At 71.1% G+C, this 21,468-nt stretch carries 19 protein-coding genes and 1 riboswitch; of the genes, 8 read left to right on the forward strand and 11 right to left on the reverse strand.

Going from position 1 to position 21,468, the window contains the following annotated elements; translation table 11 throughout:
* Window positions 1-55: 55 nt before the first annotated feature.
* Window positions 56-2,554: a DNA helicase PcrA gene (gene pcrA / locus ACWD3I_RS12990; RefSeq protein ID WP_365392407.1), complete on the reverse strand. Its 2,499-nt coding sequence runs from the start codon at window positions 2,552-2,554 to the stop codon at window positions 56-58.
* Between the two features lie 439 nt (window positions 2,555-2,993).
* Window positions 2,994-3,161: riboswitch (cyclic di-AMP (ydaO/yuaA leader) on the forward strand.
* Between the two features lie 8 nt (window positions 3,162-3,169).
* On the opposite strand from pcrA, the gene ACWD3I_RS12995 reads away from it, so the two are divergent.
* Complete coding sequence (locus ACWD3I_RS12995; RefSeq protein WP_365392409.1) at window positions 3,170-4,324, forward strand: C40 family peptidase; 1,155 nt, start codon at window positions 3,170-3,172, stop codon at window positions 4,322-4,324.
* Between the two features lie 20 nt (window positions 4,325-4,344).
* Here the strand turns inward: ACWD3I_RS12995 and ACWD3I_RS13000 are convergent, their stop codons facing one another.
* On the reverse strand, window positions 4,345-4,716 hold the full coding sequence (locus ACWD3I_RS13000) for a hypothetical protein (RefSeq protein WP_365392411.1): 372 nt from the start codon (window positions 4,714-4,716) through the stop codon (window positions 4,345-4,347).
* 498 nt (window positions 4,717-5,214) lie between these two features.
* Between ACWD3I_RS13000 and ACWD3I_RS13005 the strand changes: the two genes are divergently transcribed.
* On the forward strand, window positions 5,215-6,216 hold the full coding sequence (locus tag ACWD3I_RS13005; protein WP_365392413.1) for a tellurite resistance/C4-dicarboxylate transporter family protein: 1,002 nt from the start codon (window positions 5,215-5,217) through the stop codon (window positions 6,214-6,216).
* On the opposite strand, the gene ACWD3I_RS13010 is transcribed toward ACWD3I_RS13005, so the two are convergent.
* Window positions 6,194-6,547, reverse strand: a complete 354-nt coding sequence (locus ACWD3I_RS13010; protein WP_307026923.1) for a hypothetical protein — start codon at window positions 6,545-6,547, stop codon at window positions 6,194-6,196. The two genes, ACWD3I_RS13005 and ACWD3I_RS13010, sit on opposite strands and share 23 nt — an antisense overlap.
* Window positions 6,548-7,043: 496 nt before the next feature.
* Between ACWD3I_RS13010 and ACWD3I_RS13015 the strand changes: the two genes are divergently transcribed.
* Window positions 7,044-8,093, forward strand: coding sequence for a C40 family peptidase (locus ACWD3I_RS13015; RefSeq protein ID WP_365392416.1), 1,050 nt, complete (start codon window positions 7,044-7,046; stop codon window positions 8,091-8,093).
* 306 nt (window positions 8,094-8,399) lie between these two features.
* Here ACWD3I_RS13015 and ACWD3I_RS13020 read toward each other — a convergent pair whose 3' ends face one another.
* Window positions 8,400-9,110, reverse strand: coding sequence for a response regulator transcription factor (locus tag ACWD3I_RS13020; protein ID WP_361480853.1), 711 nt, complete (start codon window positions 9,108-9,110; stop codon window positions 8,400-8,402).
* The gene (locus tag ACWD3I_RS13025) at window positions 9,107-10,399 is read right to left on the reverse strand and encodes an ATP-binding protein (protein ID WP_365392418.1); all 1,293 of its coding nucleotides are present in this window, start codon (window positions 10,397-10,399) and stop codon (window positions 9,107-9,109) included. The genes ACWD3I_RS13020 and ACWD3I_RS13025 overlap by 4 nt, the downstream gene beginning before the upstream one ends.
* Window positions 10,400-10,588: 189 nt before the next feature.
* On the opposite strand from ACWD3I_RS13025, the gene ACWD3I_RS13030 reads away from it, so the two are divergent.
* Both ACWD3I_RS13030 and ACWD3I_RS13035 read left to right on the forward strand, forming a co-directional pair.
* The gene (locus ACWD3I_RS13030; RefSeq protein ID WP_451084079.1) at window positions 10,589-12,079 is read left to right on the forward strand and encodes a PspC domain-containing protein; all 1,491 of its coding nucleotides are present in this window, start codon (window positions 10,589-10,591) and stop codon (window positions 12,077-12,079) included.
* Complete coding sequence (locus ACWD3I_RS13035; protein WP_365392420.1) at window positions 12,066-12,311, forward strand: hypothetical protein; 246 nt, start codon at window positions 12,066-12,068, stop codon at window positions 12,309-12,311. Before ACWD3I_RS13030 ends, ACWD3I_RS13035 begins: the two co-directional genes overlap by 14 nt.
* A 48-nt stretch (window positions 12,312-12,359) precedes the next feature.
* On the opposite strand, the gene ACWD3I_RS13040 is transcribed toward ACWD3I_RS13035, so the two are convergent.
* From ACWD3I_RS13040 to ACWD3I_RS13050, 3 genes are all read right to left on the reverse strand, one after another.
* Window positions 12,360-12,884, reverse strand: coding sequence for a DoxX family membrane protein (locus tag ACWD3I_RS13040; RefSeq protein ID WP_365392422.1), 525 nt, complete (start codon window positions 12,882-12,884; stop codon window positions 12,360-12,362).
* Between the two features lie 148 nt (window positions 12,885-13,032).
* Complete coding sequence (locus ACWD3I_RS13045) at window positions 13,033-13,497, reverse strand: hypothetical protein (protein ID WP_365392424.1); 465 nt, start codon at window positions 13,495-13,497, stop codon at window positions 13,033-13,035.
* 71 nt (window positions 13,498-13,568) lie between these two features.
* Window positions 13,569-14,846: a hypothetical protein gene (locus ACWD3I_RS13050; RefSeq protein WP_365392426.1), complete on the reverse strand. Its 1,278-nt coding sequence runs from the start codon at window positions 14,844-14,846 to the stop codon at window positions 13,569-13,571.
* A 187-nt stretch (window positions 14,847-15,033) separates the two neighbouring features.
* Here ACWD3I_RS13050 and ACWD3I_RS13055 point away from each other — a divergent pair, with 187 nt between their 5' ends.
* Window positions 15,034-15,924: a DUF4429 domain-containing protein gene (locus ACWD3I_RS13055; RefSeq protein WP_365392428.1), complete on the forward strand. Its 891-nt coding sequence runs from the start codon at window positions 15,034-15,036 to the stop codon at window positions 15,922-15,924.
* Between the two features lie 18 nt (window positions 15,925-15,942).
* On the opposite strand, the gene ACWD3I_RS13060 is transcribed toward ACWD3I_RS13055, so the two are convergent.
* Entirely contained in the window at window positions 15,943-16,746 is an 804-nt protein-coding gene (locus ACWD3I_RS13060) for a class II aldolase/adducin family protein (protein WP_046261636.1), read from the reverse strand.
* Window positions 16,747-16,908: 162 nt separating this feature from the next.
* Here ACWD3I_RS13060 and ACWD3I_RS13065 point away from each other — a divergent pair, with 162 nt between their 5' ends.
* On the forward strand, window positions 16,909-17,382 hold the full coding sequence (locus ACWD3I_RS13065) for a pyridoxamine 5'-phosphate oxidase family protein (protein ID WP_365392430.1): 474 nt from the start codon (window positions 16,909-16,911) through the stop codon (window positions 17,380-17,382).
* A gap of 20 nt (window positions 17,383-17,402) precedes the next feature.
* Here the strand turns inward: ACWD3I_RS13065 and guaA are convergent, their stop codons facing one another.
* Window positions 17,403-18,980, reverse strand: coding sequence for a glutamine-hydrolyzing GMP synthase (gene guaA, locus ACWD3I_RS13070; RefSeq protein ID WP_365392432.1), 1,578 nt, complete (start codon window positions 18,978-18,980; stop codon window positions 17,403-17,405).
* Between the two features lie 324 nt (window positions 18,981-19,304).
* Here guaA and ACWD3I_RS13075 point away from each other — a divergent pair, with 324 nt between their 5' ends.
* Window positions 19,305-19,586, forward strand: coding sequence for a chorismate mutase (locus ACWD3I_RS13075; protein WP_266823084.1), 282 nt, complete (start codon window positions 19,305-19,307; stop codon window positions 19,584-19,586).
* Between the two features lie 595 nt (window positions 19,587-20,181).
* Here ACWD3I_RS13075 and ACWD3I_RS13080 read toward each other — a convergent pair.
* Complete coding sequence (locus ACWD3I_RS13080; RefSeq protein ID WP_365392435.1) at window positions 20,182-21,294, reverse strand: hypothetical protein; 1,113 nt, start codon at window positions 21,292-21,294, stop codon at window positions 20,182-20,184.
* Between the last annotated feature and the right edge of the window lie 174 nt (window positions 21,295-21,468).

Genomic DNA, 21,468 nt, shown 5'->3' on the forward strand with positions numbered 1-21,468 from the left:
TTCCCTGAGAGCCCCCGCACTTCACAGCAGCGGGGGCTCAGTCATGGAACAGCCCCTACAGCTTCTCCACCGGCGCGTAACGCAGCAGCAGCCGCTTCGGCTTGGTGTCCCCGAAGTCGACCGTCGCCTCGGTGTTCGCGCCCGTGCCCTTCACCGATGTCACCGTGCCGAGCCCGAACTGGTCGTGCGTGACGCGATCCCCGACGGCCAGCGAGACGACCGGCTTGTCGGAGGCGCGGTTCGTGGCGAAGCCGGACGCGCCCCTCGCCGAGGAACGGGAGCGGGACGAGGACAGGGAGGCGGCCACGCCCGACGCGGGGCCGGAGGAGACCGGCGCGGTGGCACCCGTCCGCTTCCAGTCCACGTGCTGCTCCGGGATCTCCGACAGGAAGCGCGAGGGCGGGTTGTACGACGGCTGCCCCCACGCGCTGCGCAGCGCCGACCGCGTCAGATACAGCCGTTCCCGCGCGCGCGTGATGCCGACGTACGCCAGGCGCCGCTCCTCCTCCAGCTCCTTGGTCTGGCCGAGGGAGCGCATGTGCGGGAAGACGCCGTCCTCCATGCCGGTCAGGAAGACGACCGGGAACTCGAGTCCCTTGGCGGTGTGCAGGGTCATCAGGGTGATGACGCCGGAGCCGTCCTCGTCCTCGTCGGGGATCTGGTCGGAGTCGGCGACGAGCGCGACCCGCTCGAGGAACGCGGCGAGACCGACCGGAGCCGCCGCCTCACCTTCTGCGGCTTCCCCGGACTCCTGCTCGAACTCCAGGGCCACGGCGGCGAGTTCCTGGAGGTTCTCGATCCGGGTCTCGTCCTGCGGGTCGGTGGAGGCCTGCAACTCGGCGAGATAGCCGGTGCGTTCGAGCACCGCTTCCAGGACGGTCGCCGGGCCCGCGCCGGACTCGACGATCGTACGGAGCTCCTCCATCAGCACGTTGAACCGCTTCACGGCGTTCGTCGACCGCGCGGCCATGCCGTACGCCTCGTCGACCCGCTTCAGCGCCTGCGGGAAGCTGATCTTCTCGCGCTGGGACAGGGCGTCGATCATCGCCTCGGCGCGCTCACCGATGCCGCGCTTGGGGACGTTGAGGATGCGGCGCAGCGGCACCGAGTCCTCGGGGTTGGCGAGGACACGCAGGTAGGCCAGGACGTCCCGGACCTCCTTGCGCTCGTAGAAGCGGACGCCGCCGACGACCTTGTAGGGCAGGCCGACGCGGATGAAGATCTCTTCGAAGACCCGGGACTGGGCGTTGGTCCGGTAGAAGACGGCGACGTCGCCGGCCTTCGCGTCGCCCGAGTCCGTCAGTCGGTCTATCTCCTCGGCGACGAACTGTGCCTCGTCGTGCTCGGTGTCGGCGACATAGCCGGTGATGCGCGCGCCCGCGCCCGCGTTGGTCCACAGGTTCTTGGGGCGGCGGGACTCGTTGCGCTCGATGACCGCGTTGGCGGCGGACAGGATCGTCTGTGTGGAGCGGTAGTTCTGCTCCAGCAGGATCGTCGTCGCGTTCGGGTAGTCCTCCTCGAACTGGAGGATGTTGCGGATCGTCGCGCCGCGGAAGGCGTAGATCGACTGGTCGGCGTCACCCACGACACACAGTTCGGCGGGCGGGAGGTCGAACTCGGCCGGGGGTACGTCGACGGGGTGCTCGTTCGTCCCCACCAGCTCGCGGACCAGCGCGTACTGGGCGTGGTTGGTGTCCTGGTACTCGTCGACGAGGACATGCCGGAAGCGGCGGTGGTAGTGCTCGGCGACGTCCGGGAAGGCGCGCAGCAGATTGACCGTGGTCATGATCAGGTCGTCGAAGTCGAGCGCGTTGGCTTCCCGCAACCGCGACTGGTACATCGCGTAGGCCTGGGCGAGGGTCTTCTCGAAGCCGTCGGTGGCCTGGGCGGCGAAGTCCTCCTCGTCGATCAGCTCGTTCTTGAGGTTGCTGATCTTGGCGCTGAAGGACTTGGGCGGGAAGCGCTTGGGGTCGAGGTCGAGGTCACGGCAGACCAGGGCCATCAGACGCTTGGAGTCGGCCGCGTCGTAGATCGAGAACGACGACGTGAAGCCGAGCCTCTTGGATTCCCTCCGCAGGATCCGCACGCACGCGCTGTGGAACGTCATCACCCACATCGCGTTCGCGCGCGGGCCGACGAGCTGCTCGACGCGCTCCTTCATCTCGCCCGCGGCCTTGTTGGTGAAGGTGATCGCGAGGATCTGGCCCGGGTGGACGTTCCGCTCGGCCAGCAGGTAGGCGATGCGGTGGGTGAGCACCCGCGTCTTACCGGAGCCGGCGCCGGCCACGATGAGCAGCGGGGTGTCGGAGTGGACGACGGCCGCGCGCTGGTTCTCGTTGAGCCCGTCGATGAGCGCGGCCGCGTCCAGGACCGGGCGCGGGGCGCCGTCGCGGTAGTACGCGTCCCGGTCAGGCGGCACGTCGAACCGGCCGCCGAACAGGTCGTCCGGAACGGGTTCCGGTACGTGCTCGTCCTCGGGCGGCGGGGGCTCCTCCTCGCGGCCCTTAGGGGCTTGGAGGTCCGCCAGGAAACTGTCGTCAAAGAGGCTGCTCATCGCTCTCCGAGTCTAGGGCTCCCCACTGACACCCCGCCGCCGCCCTGAGAACATGGGCTCTTTTCAGCGGTCGCCGCGGAGGCCGCTCCAGAGTCCGAGCGCCTCCCGGACCTGGCCACCAGGAGCCTTCTCGCTCCTCGTCATCGATGCGTCACGATCCGTGACCGGCCATGCGGGCGCGCGCCTTCCCGCCGTACGGGTCGACGGCCACGGCCGAGCCACCCGCCGGCGCGTCCGGAAGCGGGCGGACGTCGCCACTCCGCCCAAAATGCCCACAAGCCGGTGCAGATCGTTCCGTATTCACCATCGTGAGCAACGTCCTGACCTAAGGTCACGAAAATGTATCGGGCCTATCGGACATCAACCTTCACAGGGGCCACACCCGTTGGCTACCGTGCCGGAAGGCCGTACGACCCCCACCGGCGAACGTCGCCGGGCCGCGCGGCCTCCGCCGAATCCGGAGCGCCGCCGCGCACCCGGAACCGGGGACCCACCGAACTTGGGGTGAATCGGCCAACTCCCGTACCGGGAACGGCCGTAGGGCAACCCTTCCGAACCACCCGCCCGAACCCGACAGCTAACTCGGTAGGCGGAGCATGGAAGGAGTCGCCGACCTTGGCGTCGCACCGCAAGTCGCCTCCCCCGGGTACGCGCGTAGCCGGCATACGCACACCCGCTCTCGCCACGGCCGCCCTCACCTCCGTGGCCCTGCTCTCCCAGACGGCCACCGCCGCGCCGTCGACCGATGACAAGCCGAGCATCGAGGAAGTCGAGAAGAAGGTCGACGACCTCTACCGCCAAGCGGAGTCGGCGACCGAGAAGTACAACTCGGCCAAGGAGAAGACCTCCAAGCAGCGCAAGGAGGTCGACACCCTCCTCGACGACGTCGCCCAGCGCACCCAGAAGCTCAACGAGGCCCGCGAGGAGCTCGGCACCTTCGCCGCGGCCCAGTACCGCACCGGCGCCTCCGCGCCCGACACCGCGACCTTCCTGCTCGCGGACTCCCCGCAGGACTACTTCGACCAGACACAGCTGATGGGCCGGATGACGTCCCGTCAGAAGGACGCGGTCGACGACTACGTCACCGAGCAGTCCGCGACGATGAAGAAGCGCCAGGAGGCCACCGACAGCCTCGAGACGCTCTCCGATTCGCAGAGCGACCTGAAGACCGCCAAGGCGACCGTCCAGCGGAAGCTGTCCGACGCGCGCGAGCTGCTGTCGCAGCTGACCGCCGAGGAGAAGGCGCGCCTCGCGGCGATCGAGAAGAAGAAGCAGGAGGAGGCCGCCCGCAAGGCCGCCGAGCTGGCGAAGCAGCAGGCGGCCGAGCAGAAGGCCGCGGAGGAAGCGGCCGCGGCCGAGGAGTCGGCGAGCAGCTCGTCGTCGTCCTCGGAGGCCTCGGACTCCTCGTACGCCACGAAGGCCGAGAAGGCCCTCGCCTTCGCCCGCTCACAGGTCGGCAAGCCGTACGTCTGGGGCGCCACCGGCCCCGACTCCTACGACTGCTCCGGCCTCACCCAGGCCGCCTGGAACGCCGCCGGCATCACCCTCCCCCGCACCACCTACGACCAGGTGAACGCGGGCACCACGGTCACCCTCGCCAACGCCAGGCCCGGCGACCTCGTCTTCTTCTACGACGATGTCACCCACGTCGGCATCTACATCGGCAACGGCAAGATGATCCACGCGCCGAAGCCGGGGGCGTACGTGCGCGAGGAGTCCATCTTCTACGACGGTGAGTCGGCGATCCACAGCGTGGTACGGCCGGCCTGACGTGCGGCAGGGCCCTGGCGTCAGTGACCTCCCCGGTTCTCGACGCAGGGCCCCTCGCCGGGCTGGGGCTCGGCGTAGACGCCGTGCACCTCTCCGGTCAGCTCGTCCTTCGTCACCCGTCCGGAGACGCACACGACGCCCGTGTAGACGGCGTAGTACCCGTTCCCGACGGAGACCCCGTGCTTCTCACCGCACCCGACACGCTCCAGCGCCGCCTCGACCCGCTCGTCACCGAAGACACCGAACTCCCCCGACCCGCCCTCCTTCCGGACCTTCGCCAGCTCCGCGAGGATCAGCTCGGCCGACGCCTGCCCACTGGCCTGCTGCTCCGCGCTCAAGGACGCCCGCATGCGGTACGCGTGGTTGTCGGCGTAGTTGGGGGGAGCGTCCACGGGTCCGTCCTGCTGTCCTCCGGCCGTGTTCGAGGCGGAAGGTGAGGGGGAGGAAGGCAGGGCGGTGGGCGTCGCTGTGGACTGCGCGCACTTCGGCGGGGGCGGATAGGAGTAGGTCGGAGTGGCCGACCGCGCGGCGCCGGCTCCATTGGCCTCCCCACCTTTTTGACTTCCGCATGCGGTGAGACCGACCGCCGCGAGGGCGGCGCCGACGAGGGCGACTGATCGTCTGAGGGACATGGCGAGAGTCTGGCGCCCCGGACGGTCGGTTGTCATGAGCGGAACTACTCAGACGACCGGCAGATCTGTCCCGGCATCGGGCGGTGAACGCCCAGGCGGGCGGGGTCCGACATGATCCGGCGTGGGACGCGTCCGCCCATCACTCAAGGCACCGGCCGCCGGGCCGCACGCCCTCCCGTGCCTGCGCCCGCGCGTATTTGCCCGCGCCCGCTCGCGCGCCCCGCCCTCGAGCCGGGCCGCGCTCCTTAGCATCGCCCCATGTCCGGCGCCTCTTCCCACTCCCCTCAGTCCCCCCTCCGCGCCTGGTGGGCCCAGCGGCCGCCCGCCGCCGGGGCTGCCGTGATGGCCACCGGCATCGTGTCCGTCGGTCTGCATCTGACGGGGCACGAGACCCTGTCGCGGATCGCCCTCGCCCTGGCCGGCTTCGCATGGGTCGCGCTGGCCGCCGACTTCGCCGCACGGCTGCTGTGGGACCGGGCGAGGTGGGTGGCGGAGGCCGAGACACCGGGCGCGCTCACCGCCGTAGCGGCCACGGCCGTGCTCGGCACCCGGGTCTCGGCCCTCGGCCGGCAGCAGCTCGCCGAGGCGCTGCTCGCGATCGCCGCGCTGTTGTGGCCGGTGCTGATCGCGCTGGTCGTGACGCACTGGACGCGGCGGATGCCGGGGGCGGTGTTCCTGGCCTGCGTCGCCACGCAGGGTCTCGCGGTACTCGGCGCCACGCTCGCCTCGGCCGTGTCGACGGCGTGGCTCGCCCACGCGGCGCTCGTGCTGTTCTGGCTCGGCCTCGTGCTCTACGGCATCGCCCTGGCCCGCTTCGACCTGCGGCAGGTGACCGCGGGCGCCGGGGACCACTGGGTGGCCGGCGGGGCGCTCGCCATCTCGGCGCTCGCCGGGTCGAAGCTCGTCGCGGCCGACAGCGCGCCGCTGTACCTGTGGAACGACGACGACAGCGGCGTCCTGCGGGCCGTGACGCTCGCGCTGCTCGTGCTCGACCTGGCCTGGTACGTCGTACTGCTCGTCGCGGAGGCACTGAGGCCCCGGCCGCACTACGACGTGCGCCGCTGGGCGACCGTGTTCCCGATGGGCATGACATCGGCGGCGACGCTGTCCGTCGCCGCCGCCCTCGACGTGTCCTGGCTCAGGACACCCGGTCAGGTGCTGCTGTGGATCGCGGTGGCGGCATGGCTCGCCGTCGCCGCGGGTGCCGTCGCGTCGGCGCGCGCCGGCCTCACGTCCCTCAGGTCCACAGCACCGCGATGAAGATGTCCGCGACGGTCAACGCGCCCACCAGTCCGAACAGCCCCTTCTCCACCTTCTCGTCGTCCCGCTTCACATAGACGAGGCCGAGGATCACCACCAGCAGGGCCAGCTTGATGCCGATCTTGACGTTGTTGACGGACTGGTCGTCCGCCTGGTTGAGGCCGACCAGGATCACCCCGGTGACCAGCATGGTGAGCGCGCCGTGCAGCATCGCCGGGACGAAGCGGGCGGTGCCCTGACCCATGGCCTTCATCTGGGTGAGGAATCCGCCGAGCAACGAGGCGATGCCGATGATGTGCAGGCCCACGAAGAGGTGGATGAGTACGTCCATGAGGCCGGAGCCTAATCAGGGGCACTTGAGTCGCCCTACACCGCCCTGCCTCTTCCGCCACGATCCCGCACATACGTGATCTTGCATATATGCGGCCCATAGCACCCCGTCACCTCCTCGCGTTCCGGAATCCGCACTTCGGTCATCACCCTGTGTGAAGTCGACGGCACGAGAACGGAATCACGGTCGCATGCGGTCACCCGACGGCTCCCTGAGACCAGTTCCGCGCAACCCGTTACCCCCACGCCACCGCGAGGTTTAGCGTCCTCCACCAGGTGACCGGCTCCCCACCGCCGCCCGGGCCAGGGGCGGCAGTCGGACACCACCGCCGAGAAGGTCCGGCGGCGGCCCGCTCCCCCTGTGCGGGCCGCCGCCGGACGCGTGAACCGCCCCGGGCGGTCGTACGTCCGCTCCCCCTGGTGGTCGTACGGCCACAGCTCGTCCGGGACGGTCGTACCGCGGACCAGGCGGTCGTACGAAAGGACGTGCAGTCCACATGGCAGCGCACCGCAAGCCCAGGCAGCGCTCGGCCGGCGGCAATACGGTCCGTACGGCGGCGACGATCGCCCTGGCGGGCGCGGCGACCGCGACCGCCTTCGACGGGACCGGACATGCCGAGCCGAATCTGACACCGGCGCAGGTCAAGGCGAAGGTGGACAAGCTGTACCAGGAGGCGGAGGTCGCCACCGAGAAGTACAACGGCGCGAAGGAGAAGGCGGAGGGTGCCGAGGAGCGGCTGAGGGCGCTGCGGGACGAGGCGGCGCGCAAGACGGACAAGCTCAACTCGGCGCGGGACGCGCTGGGTTCGATGGCGGCGGCACAGTACCGCGACGGTGGCCTCGACCCCGCGCTGCAACTGGCGCTCTCCGACGACCCCGACCGCTATCTCCAGGGCGCCGAGTTCGTCGAGCGCGCGGGCACCCGGCAGGCGGCCTCCGTCACGAGCGTGCGCAGACAGCTGCGGGAGATCGAGCAGTTGCGCGGTGCCGCCCATGTCGAGCTGGCCTCGCTCAAGTCGCGGCAGGCGGAGCTGAAGCGGCACAAGAAGACGATCACCGGAAAGCTGGACGCGGCGCGCCGGCTGCTGGCGCAGCTGCCGGCCGAGGAACGCACGGGTGATGTGCAGCGCGCCTCGCGCGCCTCCGGCTCCGGAGCCCGCGACGGCCTGACCGCCGCGGGCTCCGTCCCGGCCCCCAACTCCCGGGCCGCCGCCGCCGTTTCGTACGCCTCCTCGAAGCTCGGCAGCCCCTATGTCTGGGGCGCCACCGGCCCCGACGCCTTCGACTGCTCGGGGCTGATGCAGGCCGCCTACCGCTCCGCCGGCATCTCCCTCCCGCGCACGACGTACGCCCAGATCGACACCGGACGCCGCGTCGCCCGCTCCGAACTCCTCCCGGGCGACCTGGTGTTCTTCTATTCGGCCATCAGCCACGTCGGCATCTACATCGGCAACGGCCAGATGATCCACGCCCCGAACCCCTCGGCGCCGGTACGCGTCGCGCCGATCGACGAGATGCCGTTCGCGGGGGCCACGCGGGTGGTGTGAGCGGGTGGTGTGAGCGGCCGCCGTCACCCGGCGAACGTGAACTTCTCGGCCGCGTCGAGGTCGGTGTTCCGGTACGTGACGCCGGGGTTGGGGTCGGGGGGTGAGGAAGTCGGTGCCGTCGGGCACCCTGATGTCAGAGGCCCGGCGACTCCACAATGGTGGTCTCCTCGCCCGCCCGGAAGAGGAACCGGCCCGCGTACGCCTTCTCGTCCGGCTCGATCGTGGCGACCGCCTGCGGCACCGTTCCGCCCCGCTGTCACGGCATCGACCACGGACCGCCGGCCGAAAGCCTGCGACGCGCCCGCCTCACACCAGCCGTCGAGCCGTGGCCCAGCGAGTCAGCTCATGCCGGTTCGACAGCTGCAACTTCCGCAGCACCGCCGACACATGGGACTCGACCGTCTTCACCGAGATGAAGAGCTGCTTGGCGATCTCCTTGTACGCGTACCCCCGCGCGATCAGCCGCAGCACCTCCCGCTCCCGCTGCGTCAGACGGTCGAGGTCCTCGTCCACCGGCGGCGCGTCCGTGGACGCGAAGGCGTCCAGTACGAACCCGGCGAGCCTCGGCGAGAACACCGCGTCGCCGTCCTGGACCCGGAAGACGGAGTCGACCAGATCCGTACCGGTGATCGTCTTGGTGACGTATCCCCGCGCGCCGCCCCGGATCACACCGATCACATCCTCCGCCGCGTCCGAGACGGACAGGGCGAGGAAACGGACCGGCTGCTCGGCGTCGGCCATCAACGGGGCGCAGCGGCGCAGGACTTCGACACCGCCGCCGCCCGGGAGGTGGACGTCGAGAAGGACCACCTCGGGCCGGGTCGCGGTGATGACGGTGACCGCCTGGTCGACGTCCGCGGCCTCGCCGACGACCTCGACACCGGTCTCCTCGGTCCGGCCGATCTCAGCTTGTACGCCCGTTCGGAACATGCGGTGGTCGTCGACGAGGACCACGCGCACCCTGCGCTCCTCCGCGCTGTCGGTGGCCTCCGCCGTACCGTTCGCCTCGTCGCTCATGACGTCTTCTCCGCCCTCTCCATCTCCAGCTCGACCTCCGTGCCGCCGTCCGGCACCGCGCGCAGCCGCGCCGTGCCGCCGTTGCGCTCCATGCGGCCGATGATCGATTCTCTGACACCCATGCGGTCGGCGGGTATCGAGTCGAGGTCGAAGCCCGGACCGCGGTCCCGGACCGACACGAAGACCGTCCGTCCCTCGACTTCGGCGAAGACCTGAACCGCGCCGCCCTCGCCACCGTACTTGGCCGCGTTCACCATCGCCTCGCGCGCGGCCTGCATCTGTGGGCCGATCCTCTCGTCGAGGGGGCAGTCGCCGACCACGACGACCTCTATGGGGACACCGTGCTTGTCCTCGACCTCGGCGGCATTGCGCCGTACCGCGTCGGCGAGGGTCGTGGGTTCGTCGGCCTCGTCCTTGCCGGTGCCCTCGGGTTTGTAGAGCCAGGTGCGCAGGTCGCGCTCCTGGGCGCGGGCCAGGCGGCGCACCTCGTTCGCGTTCTCCGCGTTGCGCTGGATCAGGGTGAGGGTGTGCAGCACGGAGTCGTGGACGTGGGCGGCGACCTCGGCGCGCTCCTGGGCGCGGATGCGCATCAGGCGCTCCTCGGAGAGGTCCTGGGTCATGCGCACGAGGTAGGGCCCGGCGAGGAGCGTTATGCCGACGAGGACCGCGAGGGCAGCCTGCAGGACCGAGCCGAGGTGGGCCGCGGAGCCCTGAAGGACGAAGATGCCGGAGACACCGGCCGTGACCAGCAGGACGCCGCCCGCGGCGCGCAGCAGGCTGAGGGTGCGCTTGCGGCGGCCTACCTCGACCCAGCGGGCCCGCCGGGCGTTGTCGGCCTGGCGCCAGACCAGGGCCACGCCGGCGCCGACCAGCACGGCGGGCCAGAGGTAGGCCTTGGCGCCTGTGCCGAGATTGACGTTGCCCACGAAGACCATGGCCACGACGACCATGAGGAGCAGGGCGACGATCTGGCCCTTGTCGGGCCTGCGGGCGACGAGTCTGCGGCGGCCGTCGGGCGAGGCCTCGGTGGAGACGAGGGACGGCGGCCGCTGCCCGCCGACTCCACCCACCCCGAGCGGCACGAAGAACCAGAACGCCGCGTACAGCAGGGCGCCGAGCCCGTCCGCCATGAACAGGCCCACGAAGACGAGTCGCACCCAGATGACGGGCAGCCCGAGATGCCCGGCGAGCCCCCGCGCCACACCACCGAGCCAGCGTCCGTCACTGCTGCGGTAGAGCTTGCGCGGCGGCCGCGGTTCGACGAGTGGCGCTGCTGCGGCTTCCGGCATGCCATCGATGTTCACACGGCGGGCGGGCGGGGGCATCAGGGTCGGCCCCCTAGACGCCCCTGATCTTCGAAGCGTGCGGAAACGTCGGGCCGTCGAACGCTTCCCCGGCGGCGGCTCAGGGGCGATATCAGGGTCCGGCCAGGGTCGTTCCGACTCCCGCCGGGGCGGCTCGCCCGTCACCATGGACACATGACAGATCACCAGCACGCCGCGGACCCGGCGCCCGACGAGGGTGCCTCGTCCGCCGCGCCTCCCGCGGCCGCCGCGGGTGAGGATGCGCGCGCCCACGTGCGGGCCGGTGCGCGGACGGAGACGGGTACGGCCGACCGGCCGGGCCCGGCCGACGCCATGCCCGGCAGCCCGGCCGGCGCGGGGGTCGAGGCACCCGGCGAGGCCGGGGCCGCCGCGCCGCCCGCGAGGTTCCGGCGCGACCGGCGGTTCAAGGTGCTCGCCGGGGTGTGCGCGGGGCTCGGGCGGCAGTGCGACATGGACCCGGTGATCTTCCGCATCACGCTCGCCGTGCTCTCCGCGACCGGCGGCATCGGCCTCATCTTCTACGGCTTCGCCTGGCTCCTCGTCCCGTACGAGGACGAGGAGGAGAACGAGGTCCGCAAGCTGCTGACCGGCCGCGTCGACGGCCAGGCCCTGACGGCCGTGCTGTTCGCGCTGGTCGGCTGCGGGGTGTTCCTGACGATGCTGAACAACGGCGGGGTGCTCACCTTCGCCGTCGTCCTCTCCCTCCTCCTCGCCGGCGCCGGGTACTGGGCCCGCCAGCGCGGCGCCCCCGACACCGACCCCCTGGCCGCGCAGGCCGTCGCCGACGCCCCGCCGGAGGCCCAGGCACCGCCGGTCGGCCCCGGATACCCGTCCTGGTGGCGCGAACCCATCGTCAAGGACGGCACGCACGAGGGCGGCACCGGCTATCTGTGGGGCCCCCGCGACTCCCGCGACCGGGACATCGCGGCGGCCGTCAACATCGGCCTCGGCCGATACGACGGGGCGCGCGCCGCCACCCGCACCGCCCGCCCACAGCCACCCAAACCGCGTGGCCCTCGCTGGATCGGCGGCTGGGTCTTCCTGTTCGCCCTGCTCGCGGGCGGTCTCGGCACGAGCCTGACGTGGGACGAGCACCCGCTCGGCACCAGCCTCCAGACCGGCCTGTCCTGCGCCCTCATAGTCATCGGCCTCGGCATCGCGATCAGCTCCTTCCTCGGGCGTACCGGGGCGGGCTCGATCTTCCTGGCGGTGATCACGGCGGGACTCCTCGCCGGTTCGGCCGCGCTGCCCAAGGACATCGGCACGCACTGGATCGAGGAGACCTGGCGGCCCGCCGCGGTCGCGGACGTCCAGCCCAAGTACGACCTCGGCACCGGCGTCGGCACGCTGGATCTGACGGGCCTCGACCTCACCAAGGGACAGACGGTGACCGCCCGGGCCGAGGTGGGCGTGGGCAAGCTGAAGGTGGTCGTACCGAAGGACGCGACCGTGAAGGTCAGCATCGACGTGGGCGTGGGCGACATCCAGCTCCCGGGCGACGACCAGGAGGACGTGGACGTGGAACCGGGCAAGTACAAGGAGGCCACCCTGACACCCCCCAAGGGCACCAAATCCTCCGGCACCCTCGACCTCGACCTCCAGGTCGGCGTCGGCCAAGCGGAGGTGAGCCGTGCTACGTCATGAGTTCCGCCCCGGCAAACTGCTCGCCGGTCTCTTCCTGACCCTGGCCGGCGTCATCTACGCCGGCGACGCGGGCGGCATCTGGGAGACCCCGTGGTTCGCGGTGATCCCCATCGTCACGGGCGGGCTCTGCCTGGCAGCCGCGACGGGCCTCACGACTCGCGCGATCCGTCGACGTCGTGCGGGAGGTGGGGCGAGCGCGGGGGCGGTGGGCGAGTCGGAGGGGGCGGGCTGACCGAGGGGCCGACGGGGCCGGGTCCCGGCCCCGCCAGCCGCCGTCGGGCTAGTACGCCGCCGCCCGTCCCCGTCGTCGGGATCGCCAGGCTGCGTCGACTGAGAAGTGCGCGGCGCCGGCAAGGACCAGGGGGAGCCAGGCCATCAGGTAGGCGAGGTCGTTGCCGTAGTAGTACGGGTCCGAGGCCCAGCTCATCGTCAGCCAGAGGCTGAGGGAGATGAGGGCTCCGCCGAGGGCGGCCAGGCGGGCGAGGAGGCCGAGGAGGGTGCCGATGCCGACGGCCAGTTCGCCCAGGGCGATGGCGTAGCCGAATCCGACGGGGCTCTTCAGGGCCATGTCGATCATGTCGGGGATCGCCGCGGAGTCCCGGACGTTACGCATCTGGTCGCCGATGGAGCCGGGCCCGGAGGCCTTCATGAAGGCGCTGTCGGTGAGTTTGTCCAGGCCGGCGTAGATGAAGGTGACGCCCAGGAAGAGGCGCAGTGGGAGCAGGGCGTACCGGGTGGCGGTGTCCCGCCAGCCCCGGTCGCCGTCGTAGGGGGTGTGCGTGTCCGTACGGAAGCTGTGCGTCATCGCTCCGAGCCGCCTCTCACCCAGCGTGCCGTGACCCCTCAAAAAGACGATACGCACGAACGGGAGATGTCGCTCAATGCTGACGCGACCGTTTTCCGCCGCTCGGGCACACCCGCGCCGACGCACGCCCGGCCGGGTGCCCGCAGCGTCAGATATGGGCCCGGATCTGACGTACGGGGTGTCCCAGCGCCTTGGCGACGGCGGCCGGCTGCTCGTCGGTGAGCCGGCTGAGTTCCGGGTTCCACGCGGCGATCTCGAAGCGGGCGAAGCCGCAGGGCCAGTCGAAGTCGAGCGTGTCGAGGGAGGTGGTGGCGTCGCAGCAGGGGACGTCCGCGGAGGGGGAGGCGAAGCCGTCCTGGTGGTCCGCGACGAGCTCCGCCCACCAGTCGAGGTCGATCGAGCCCCGGCAGTGCGGGCACCCGATCCGCGTCAGGTTCTGGCCGCTGTCGACCACGGCGGGCGCGGCGTACCGGTCGACGTCGACCTCGACGTCCGTGTCGACGGCGAGGCCGCCGGTCAGAGCCGTCACGAGGGCGGTGGCGCGGTCGGCGGCGGGACGCCAGGGCTGCCGGTGCGGGTCGGTCGGGATGACGGAGAGGACGGTGTCACTCACGCCTCGGCCCACCTCGCCCACGAGCCCGCCCACGATTCCGTCCACCCACCGCTCGTACCCCCATCCGCCCCTCAGTCCGTCACATCGATCCCGTACCGATTCGTCTCCACCCCCGCCGCGGTGACCACCTGCACCTCCACCCGCCCGGGCTCCACATCCGCCGGTACCGGCACCGTCAGGACCGCGTCCGTCGGGTTGCTGAACCCTCCGTTCACGGGGACGAGGGGGACATGGACGTGGACGGTGCCGACGCGGACCGTCATGCGGGACAAGCGCTCCGCGCCCTGCGCGCCCGGGGGGACGAAACCCGCGCCGCGGATCTCGATGTCGTCGCCCGTGCGGATCGGCGCGTCGAGGTCGCCGGCCTCGCGGGCGCGGACGACGGAGAGGATGACCGGGCGGCCGCCCTCGGCGTATTTGCCGGCCACGTAGGTCGCCGCCGAGATGAGGACGACCACCGCCAGTCCCCAGGGGAGGTCGGGGAGTTGGTCGGGACGGCGGGCCAGGCGGACGGCCGCGAACAGCAGGGCGACGGTGCTGATCACGACGTACTGGATGTCGGCGAAGGTGCCCCGGCCCGCGTCGTCCGTCAGGAGGTCGGCGGCGCGCGGGCGGTCGGCGCGTACCTTCTGCAGCCGCTGTCCCAGGACGCGCAGGCCGACCACGCGCCGCACCAGGACGGCGATGCCGCACACCACGGCGAGGACCGTCACCACACCCGCGCCGCGGGCGAGGTCGAAGCCGGAGATCAGCGTGTCGCGCTCGGCGGGGTCGGAGGCGGCGGCGAGGCGGCCGACCAGGACCAGCACGGCGTACGCCACGAACAGCACCCAGGCCACGGCCACCGCGCGCGAGGTGGACAGGCGGTTGTCCTCGCCGATCACGGGCGCGAGCGCGCCGCCCCGGGCCCGGTGGAACCAGGACGCGGCGGTCAGCGCGCCGGCCGTCAGCAGCGCGGCCAGCAGACCGGCGGTCCGGGCCGAGGTCCAGCCCGCGCCGATCGCCGTCAGCGCCTGGACCAGCAGCAGGACGACCACGCCGGCCCACACCGTGTACGCCGTCCGGCTCCACATCCGCACCAGCCAGGCCTCGCCCTCGGCCCGGCCGCGTTCGGCGACGAGTTCCGCGGACTGGGTCAGCTCCTCCGACACCCACTGGCGGGAGGCTGAGGCCGAGTGGGCCACGGCGGCCGGCAGCCCTTGTCCGGCGGCGAACTCGTCCCGTTTCAGCACGAATGCGGCGACCGCCCGCCGATGTCCCGCACGCGCCCCGTGCGGACAGTCCCCGCAGGTGCAGCCGCCCCCGTGAGCGCCAGCTTCCACGCTCTGTCTCGCCTCCTGCACCGCCACGTCCGACGCCTTCCTTCCCCGCGATTCCCACGCGCTGCGGCCCCTGCCGAGGCCTCGGCGACCGCTCTGCAACTCCCGTGCGATGACAGCGAATTGTGCCCTACGCCACTGGGTCCCCGTCCGGCAGGTCTGGTCAGGGCGGGTGAAGACCGGGCCGCCGTGTTGACCCGGCTGCGAGAATTTCCCTATGGCCGAGATCATCCAGCGCGACGGGACCTGGGCCTTCGACGGCGCAACGGTCAGGATCACGCCGGGACTCCACCGCTCCGTGCCGCTGTTCCGGCAGACGTACGGCGAGATCGCCGTACCCCTGGAGGCTGTGTCGGGCGTGGTCTACGAACCCGAACGCAAGCGCGGGCGGCTGCGGATGCGGCTGCGCGAGGGGGCGGATCCGCTGCTCCACGCGACGGGCGGGCGGCTGCCGGACCCGGCGGATCCCTACCGGCTGTTGGTGGACATCGACCGTTCGGGGGTCGCCGAGTACATGGCGGAGGAGATCCGCCGGGCGCTGCTGCTCGACCAGGTCCCCAAGGACCCGACGAAGACGTATCTGCTGGCCGGTCCGCCGGTCCCGGTGTCGGTGCGCTCCTCCGACGGCACGGTCTCCTTCGACGGTCTCCAGGTCCGTATCGACTGGTCGGACACCTCCGACCGGGTCAAGCGGGCGACGGGGCCGCGGATCATCGCCATCGGTGACGTCGTGGGGGTCGAATGGCTGCCCAACTCCGGCTACGAGGACGGCTTCCTGCGCTTCGTGACCCGTGAGACGGCGTTCTCGAAGCTGCCGCCGGAGAAGGACCCGTACGCCCTCGATCTGTGGGGCAGCGCCCGCCGCGACCTGCTCACGGCCCTGGTCGCCACCGCGGTCACCGCCCGTCTCCCGCACCCTTCCACCCGCACCGGCAACGACCCCGCGGAGGATCGCCCCGCCCGGCTCCGGGCGGCCGTACCGCCCCAGGCCGACCACCACGACGTACTCCTGCGCAGGCTCAGAGAGCTGGGCGAGCTGCACCGCGACGGGGTTCTCACGGACGAGGAGTTCGCGATGACCAAGGCGGCCGTGCTCCGGGGCTTCTGAGCCCCTACGACATGGGGCTCAGCTCAGAAGATCCGGCTCACTGCGACTGATGTCCTGCCACAACGGCTGATAGTTGATCCACGCCACCAGGTCCCCGCCCAGCTGCTCCCGTGTCGCCACCGCCGCCTTGTGCTCGATGAGAACCGGGCGGCCGGCCGCCCTGGCCGTCAGCTGGACCTGCGAGGACCGCTCCATGGACAGGAACCACCAGGCCGCCGCGTCCACCGAGTCCCCCACGGTCAGCAGGCCGTGGTTGCGCAGCACCAGACCCTTGCGGCAGTCGAGCGCGGCGGCGATCCGCCGCCCCTCGGCGGCGTCGACGGCGACACCCGAGTAGGCGTCGTAGACCGCGTGGTCCTCGTAGAACGCGCAGCTCTCCTGGGTGATCGGGTCCAGCAGCTCCCCCAGGGCGGCCAGTGCGCGGCCGTGCACGGAGTGGCAGTGGGCGACCGCGACGACGTCGGGGCGGGCGGCGTGGACCTGGGCGTGGACGGCGAACGCGGCCTGGTTGACGTGGTAGCGGCCCTCGATGACCTGCCCCTCGGAGTTGGCGAGGACCAGGTCGCTCACCGTCACGTGCTTGAAGGGCATCCCGAAGGGGTTGACCCAGAAGCAGTCGGTGAATTCCGGGTCGCGCGCGGTGATGTGCCCGGACACCCCGTCCTCGAAGCCCAGCCGTCCGAAGATCCGCAGCGCTCCCGCGAGCCGTTCCTTGCGGTGCCTGCGCTCGTCCTCGACCGCGTCGTGCATCGGCGGCATCGCGAACTGGAGGCTGTCCGTGGGCAGGGGTGTCGGCGGGTTGGGCCCATACGTCCCGTGCATCTGTCCTCCAGCACTGGGGTTGCTTTACGGGGCGGAAGTTACCGCCGGTCAGCGCAGGAGAACAGGGCCGTTATGAAAAGATGACGTGCGCAATCGATCCGGCCGGCGCCACTTCGCGCAATACGGACAGCAGATGTCGGGTATCAGCGCCAGACTCGCCGTATGACAGCAGACTGGGCGGCCTTCATCACCGCCGAACCCGACTTCGCCAAGCGCGTCGAGGAACGCTTCGGCGCCTTCACCCACCACACCCTCGCGACTCTCCGCAAGGACGGCTCCCCGCGCACGAGCGGCCTGGAGGTCCGTTTCCTGAACGGCGAGCTCTGGCTCGGCATGATGCCGGACTCGCTCAAGGCGCTCGACCTGCTCCGCGACGGTCGCTTCGCGCTCCAGGCGAACCCCGGTGAGGGGCAGAGCATGGGCGGCGGGGACGTCCGGATCAGCGGGCGGGCGATCGAGGTGGTCGACGCCGAGACGAAGGCCGGATACGGCGAAGAGGTGGAACCGCCGGAGCCGTTCCACCTCTTCCGCACCGAGCTGACGGAGGTCGTACGGACCTACGTCGAGGACGACAAGTACCTGGTCGTCCAGGTCTGGAAGCCCGGAGAGCCGGTGCGCACCCTCAAGCGGACCTGAAGACCTTCAGAACGGGAGGTCTACTCCCACTCGATGGTGCCCGGCGGCTTCGACGTCACGTCGAGGACCACGCGGTTGACGTCGGCCACCTCGTTCGTGATCCGCGTCGAGATCTTCGCCAGCACCTCGTACGGCAGTCGCGACCAGTCGGCGGTCATGGCGTCCTCGGAGGACACCGGACGCAGCACGATCGGGTGGCCGTAGGTGCGGCCGTCGCCCTGGACGCCGACGCTGCGGACGTCCGCGAGCAGAACCACCGGGCACTGCCAGATGTCCCGGTCGAGGCCGGCCGCGGTCAGCTCCTCGCGGGCGATGGCGTCGGCGTCGCGGAGCAGGTCGAGCCGCTCCTTGGTGACCTCGCCGACGATCCGGATGCCGAGCCCCGGGCCGGGGAACGGCTGGCGCTGGACGATCTCGTCCGGCAGGCCCAGCTCCTGGCCGACCATCCGGACCTCGTCCTTGAACAGCTTGCGCAGCGGCTCGATCAGCTGGAACTCGAGGTCCTCGGGGAGGCCGCCGACGTTGTGGTGGGACTTGATGTTGGCGGTGCCGGTACCGCCACCGGACTCGACCACGTCGGGGTAGAGGGTGCCCTGGACGAGGAACTCCACCGCCGGGCCCTCGTCCGCGATGATCTCCGCCTGCGCCTGCTCGAAGACCCGGATGAACTCCCGGCCGATGATCTTCCGCTTCTCCTCGGGGTCCGAGACACCCTTGAGCGCGGTCAGGAAGCGCTCCTCCGCGTCGACGACGACCAGCTTGACGCCGGTCGCGGCCACGAAGTCCTTCTCGACCTGCTCGGTCTCGCCCTTGCGCATCAGACCGTGGTCGACGTACACGCAGGTCAGCTGGGAGCCGATGGCGCGTGCGACGAGGGCCGCGGCCACCGCGGAGTCGACACCGCCGGACAGACCGCAGATGGCGCGCTTGTCGCCGACCTGCTCACGGATGGCCGTGACCTGCTCCTCGATCACATTGCCCGTGGTCCAGGACGGGGTCAGGCCCGCGCCCCGGTACAGGAAGTGCTCCAGGACCTGCTGGCCGTGCGTGGAGTGCATGACCTCGGGGTGGTACTGGACGCCGTAGAGCTTCTTCTCGTCGTTCTCGAAGGCGGCGACCGGGACGACGTCCGTGGCGGCCGTGACGGAGAAGCCCTCGGGGGCGGCGGAGCAGGCGTCGCCGTGGGACATCCAGACGGACTGCTCGTCGGGCGTGCCCTCGAAGAGCGTCGAGCCGGACCGCGACACATGGAGCGGCGTGCGGCCGTACTCACGGGCACCGGTGTTGTCGACCGTGCCGCCGAGGGTCGTGGCCATCAGCTGGAAGCCGTAGCACATGCCGAAGACGGGGACGCCGGCCTCGAAGAGCGCGCGGTCCAGGCGCGGGGCACCCTCCGCGTAGACCGAGGAGGGACCGCCGGAGAGGATGATCGCCGCCGGGTTCTTGGCGAGCATCTCCGCGACCGGCATGGTGCTCGGCACGATCTCGCTGTAGACCCGGGCCTCGCGGACACGGCGGGCGATGAGCTGGGCGTACTGCGCGCCGAAGTCGACGACCAGAACGGTGTCGGGGGCGGCGGCGGGGGTCGCTGATGACACGGGTTGCCTTCCGGCGTGAGCGAGGTGAGTGTGGGGCCGAGTCTACCGGGCGCGACGGGGCCGCTCCCGGGGCAAGCGCTGTCTCAGGATGCGAACCGGGTTGGACGCCCCCGCGAGGCGCGGCATACTGCTCCCATGCTCACGCACCCGACCTTCCTCTTTACCTATGGCACCCGGCCCGCCGGCTGCCATGGTCGTGCTGCTTGAGCTACTGACAAGCGACTTCCCAGGCGCCCCGGGCCGACAAGGTCCGGGGCGCCTGTCGTTTCCTGCGGACCCTGCCGCTCCGGGGCACCTCGACCCCTTCCAGACGAGGAGCTCCCCATGACCGCCATCGACGTGACCGGCGCCCGTACCTCCGAGGCCGCGGACGTGATCACCGGCGCCCGTGAGCGCATCGACGCGCTCGACGACCGGATCATCGGTCTGATCCAGGAACGGATGGCCGTGTCCGCCGTCATCCAGGAGGCACGGATCACCTCCGGCGGCCGGCGCGTGAACCTCTCCCGCGAGATGGAGGTCCTCAACCACTACAGCGAGGCGCTGGGCAAGCCGGGCACGTCCCTCGCGATGACCCTTCTCGAACTGTGCCGCGGTCGCATCTGAGTTCGGGCCCCTCCTCACCCGTACGGCGCGTGACCGGGACGCGGACCGCTTCGTTGGTGGGGTGTCCGTGCCAGCCAGGGGCGGGCCCGAAAGAACCACGCGTGGCTCGCTGGGGCGATGAGACGTACGGATCGTGCCGTACGTCGTGGGACCTCGCTCCAGGTAAGTGACCGGACGGCAGGGGACAGCAGCCCGGTCACCCAAGAGAACGGTCGGCTCCGGGGACGCCCGGGGCCGGCCGACGGAAAAGTGCACAAACGAGCACAAGGCAAAGTACGGGAACACGTACAAGGCCGGGCCAAACGGTTGCGGTGGCCGGGCCCATCCAGCACGATGCCTAGAAAGCCCAAGTCCCCTCGCAGACAACCACATTGCCTTTGTCCTCCCGCACTGCCAGAGGTCGAGACCAGCTGTGCGCCCCGACTGCGCCGGGGCGCCGACCCCGGCACGCGAGGCAAGCGGCGCAACCCCCCGGCGCCGCTCCCAGGCACCGGTGCTGCCCTGACGCCGGTGCTGACGAAAGAAGGGCCCCGCGGCTCCGTCCCGCGGGGCCCTTCGCCGTGCCTCGACCCTCCACACCTCGGGCCGCTGTGTGTCAGACGCGCGAGACCGTCCCGCAGTCCTGACCCCGGCTGATGTCCTTGCTGCGGTCGTACGGGTCCGACGTCGGGCCCGACGGGGGCGCGCTCGTCGGGGCGTCCGAGGGGAACTGCGGGTGGAACCAGCCGTCGTGGGCGTCACAGGCCGAGTTGCCGGCGTCCCGGTCGTGCCGCAGGACGGTGAGCTTGCCGGGTGTGACGTCGTACCTGGCCGGGTCGGAGAGTTCGAGGTCGAGGACGCGGCGGACGATGGTGCGGGTCACCTCGGGCGAGCCGTCGGCGCGGACCACCGGGTAGACGAAGGTGTAGTCGGCGTGGACGGCGACGGCGGTGCCCTCGCCCGCCTCGAACGTCATCCGGCCGCGGACCTTCACGACATCGCCGACCGGCCGGACCTCGTCCGGGTCGAAGCGGGTGAACATCGAGAGCGGGTCGTGCTTCTCGTCCGGCTTGCTCAGGGCGGTCTTCAGCCCCGAGAGGACGTCCTTCTGCTTCGGGTCCAATATGTCCAGCGCCGCCTCGGGGCGTTCGCCGCGCAGTGTCGCCGGGTCGAGGTTCGAGGAGATCAGCAGTTCCCTGGTCAGCCGAAGGGCCTGGGCGACCTCCGCCTTCGACCTTCCGCCGACCGCTTCCGCCTTCGGTGCGAGGATGCCGGCCTTTCCGTCGGCCCAGCGCTTGGCCGGGGAGCCGGCGAACGGATCGTCCAGGGTGGGTGTCGCGGGGGCCGCGGCGGAGGGCGGGGCCGTCGGGGCCGCGGTCTCCTCGGGGAGCGGTGACTCGGCGGCGGAGCCGGAGCTCCCGCTGCCGAAGGGGTCGCCCGGCAGCAGCGACGGCTTCAGCGCCACGACGGCCACGACGAGGGCGAGGAGCAGGCCCAGGACCGTCCACACCCGCCGGCCGCGCTTCTTCTCCGGCAGCGGCGGACCCGGACGCCAGCTCTCGGGCGTCTCACCGCGGGCTTCCTGTTGCCGCAGGCGCTCGGTCACCATGCGGGCGCGCGCGGAGGGCTCCTTCGGAGCCTCCCGCTCGTTGGCGCGGGTGAACTGTTCCCAGACGTCGTCGGGGACTTCGGGGGTCGAGGAGGAGTCCTCGGACGGCTTGTCAGACACGACGGCAGTTCTATGGGCTGGGAAAGCACTTTCACAAGCGCAATCGGAATGTGACTCAGGCCACATAAGGTTTCTGTGAATGCGGAGGCAACCATTCACAGGCTTCGCGAATCAAACCAGGCGAACCAAGGGCCACACCCGCACCCCACAGGCGGGGCCCACCACGCCCCACTC

Source organism: Streptomyces sp. NPDC002817 (assembly GCF_053592055.1).

Coding starts and splice junctions, on each gene's coding strand:
- pcrA (WP_365392407.1), bottom strand. CDS start 2,554: ATGAGCAGCCTCTTTGACGACAGTTTCCTGGCGGACCTCCAAGCCCCT.
- ACWD3I_RS13005 (WP_365392413.1), top strand. CDS start 5,215: ATGTCCGGCGCCTCTTCCCACTCCCCTCAGTCCCCCCTCCGCGCCTGG.
- ACWD3I_RS13010 (WP_307026923.1), bottom strand. CDS start 6,547: ATGGACGTACTCATCCACCTCTTCGTGGGCCTGCACATCATCGGCATC.
- ACWD3I_RS13015 (WP_365392416.1), top strand. CDS start 7,044: ATGGCAGCGCACCGCAAGCCCAGGCAGCGCTCGGCCGGCGGCAATACG.
- ACWD3I_RS13020 (WP_361480853.1), bottom strand. CDS start 9,110: ATGAGCGACGAGGCGAACGGTACGGCGGAGGCCACCGACAGCGCGGAG.
- ACWD3I_RS13025 (WP_365392418.1), bottom strand. CDS start 10,399: ATGCCGGAAGCCGCAGCAGCGCCACTCGTCGAACCGCGGCCGCCGCGC.
- ACWD3I_RS13030 (WP_451084079.1), top strand. CDS start 10,589: ATGACAGATCACCAGCACGCCGCGGACCCGGCGCCCGACGAGGGTGCC.
- ACWD3I_RS13040 (WP_365392422.1), bottom strand. CDS start 12,884: ATGACGCACAGCTTCCGTACGGACACGCACACCCCCTACGACGGCGAC.
- ACWD3I_RS13055 (WP_365392428.1), top strand. CDS start 15,034: ATGGCCGAGATCATCCAGCGCGACGGGACCTGGGCCTTCGACGGCGCA.
- ACWD3I_RS13060 (WP_046261636.1), bottom strand. CDS start 16,746: ATGCACGGGACGTATGGGCCCAACCCGCCGACACCCCTGCCCACGGAC.
- ACWD3I_RS13065 (WP_365392430.1), top strand. CDS start 16,909: ATGACAGCAGACTGGGCGGCCTTCATCACCGCCGAACCCGACTTCGCC.
- ACWD3I_RS13075 (WP_266823084.1), top strand. CDS start 19,305: ATGACCGCCATCGACGTGACCGGCGCCCGTACCTCCGAGGCCGCGGAC.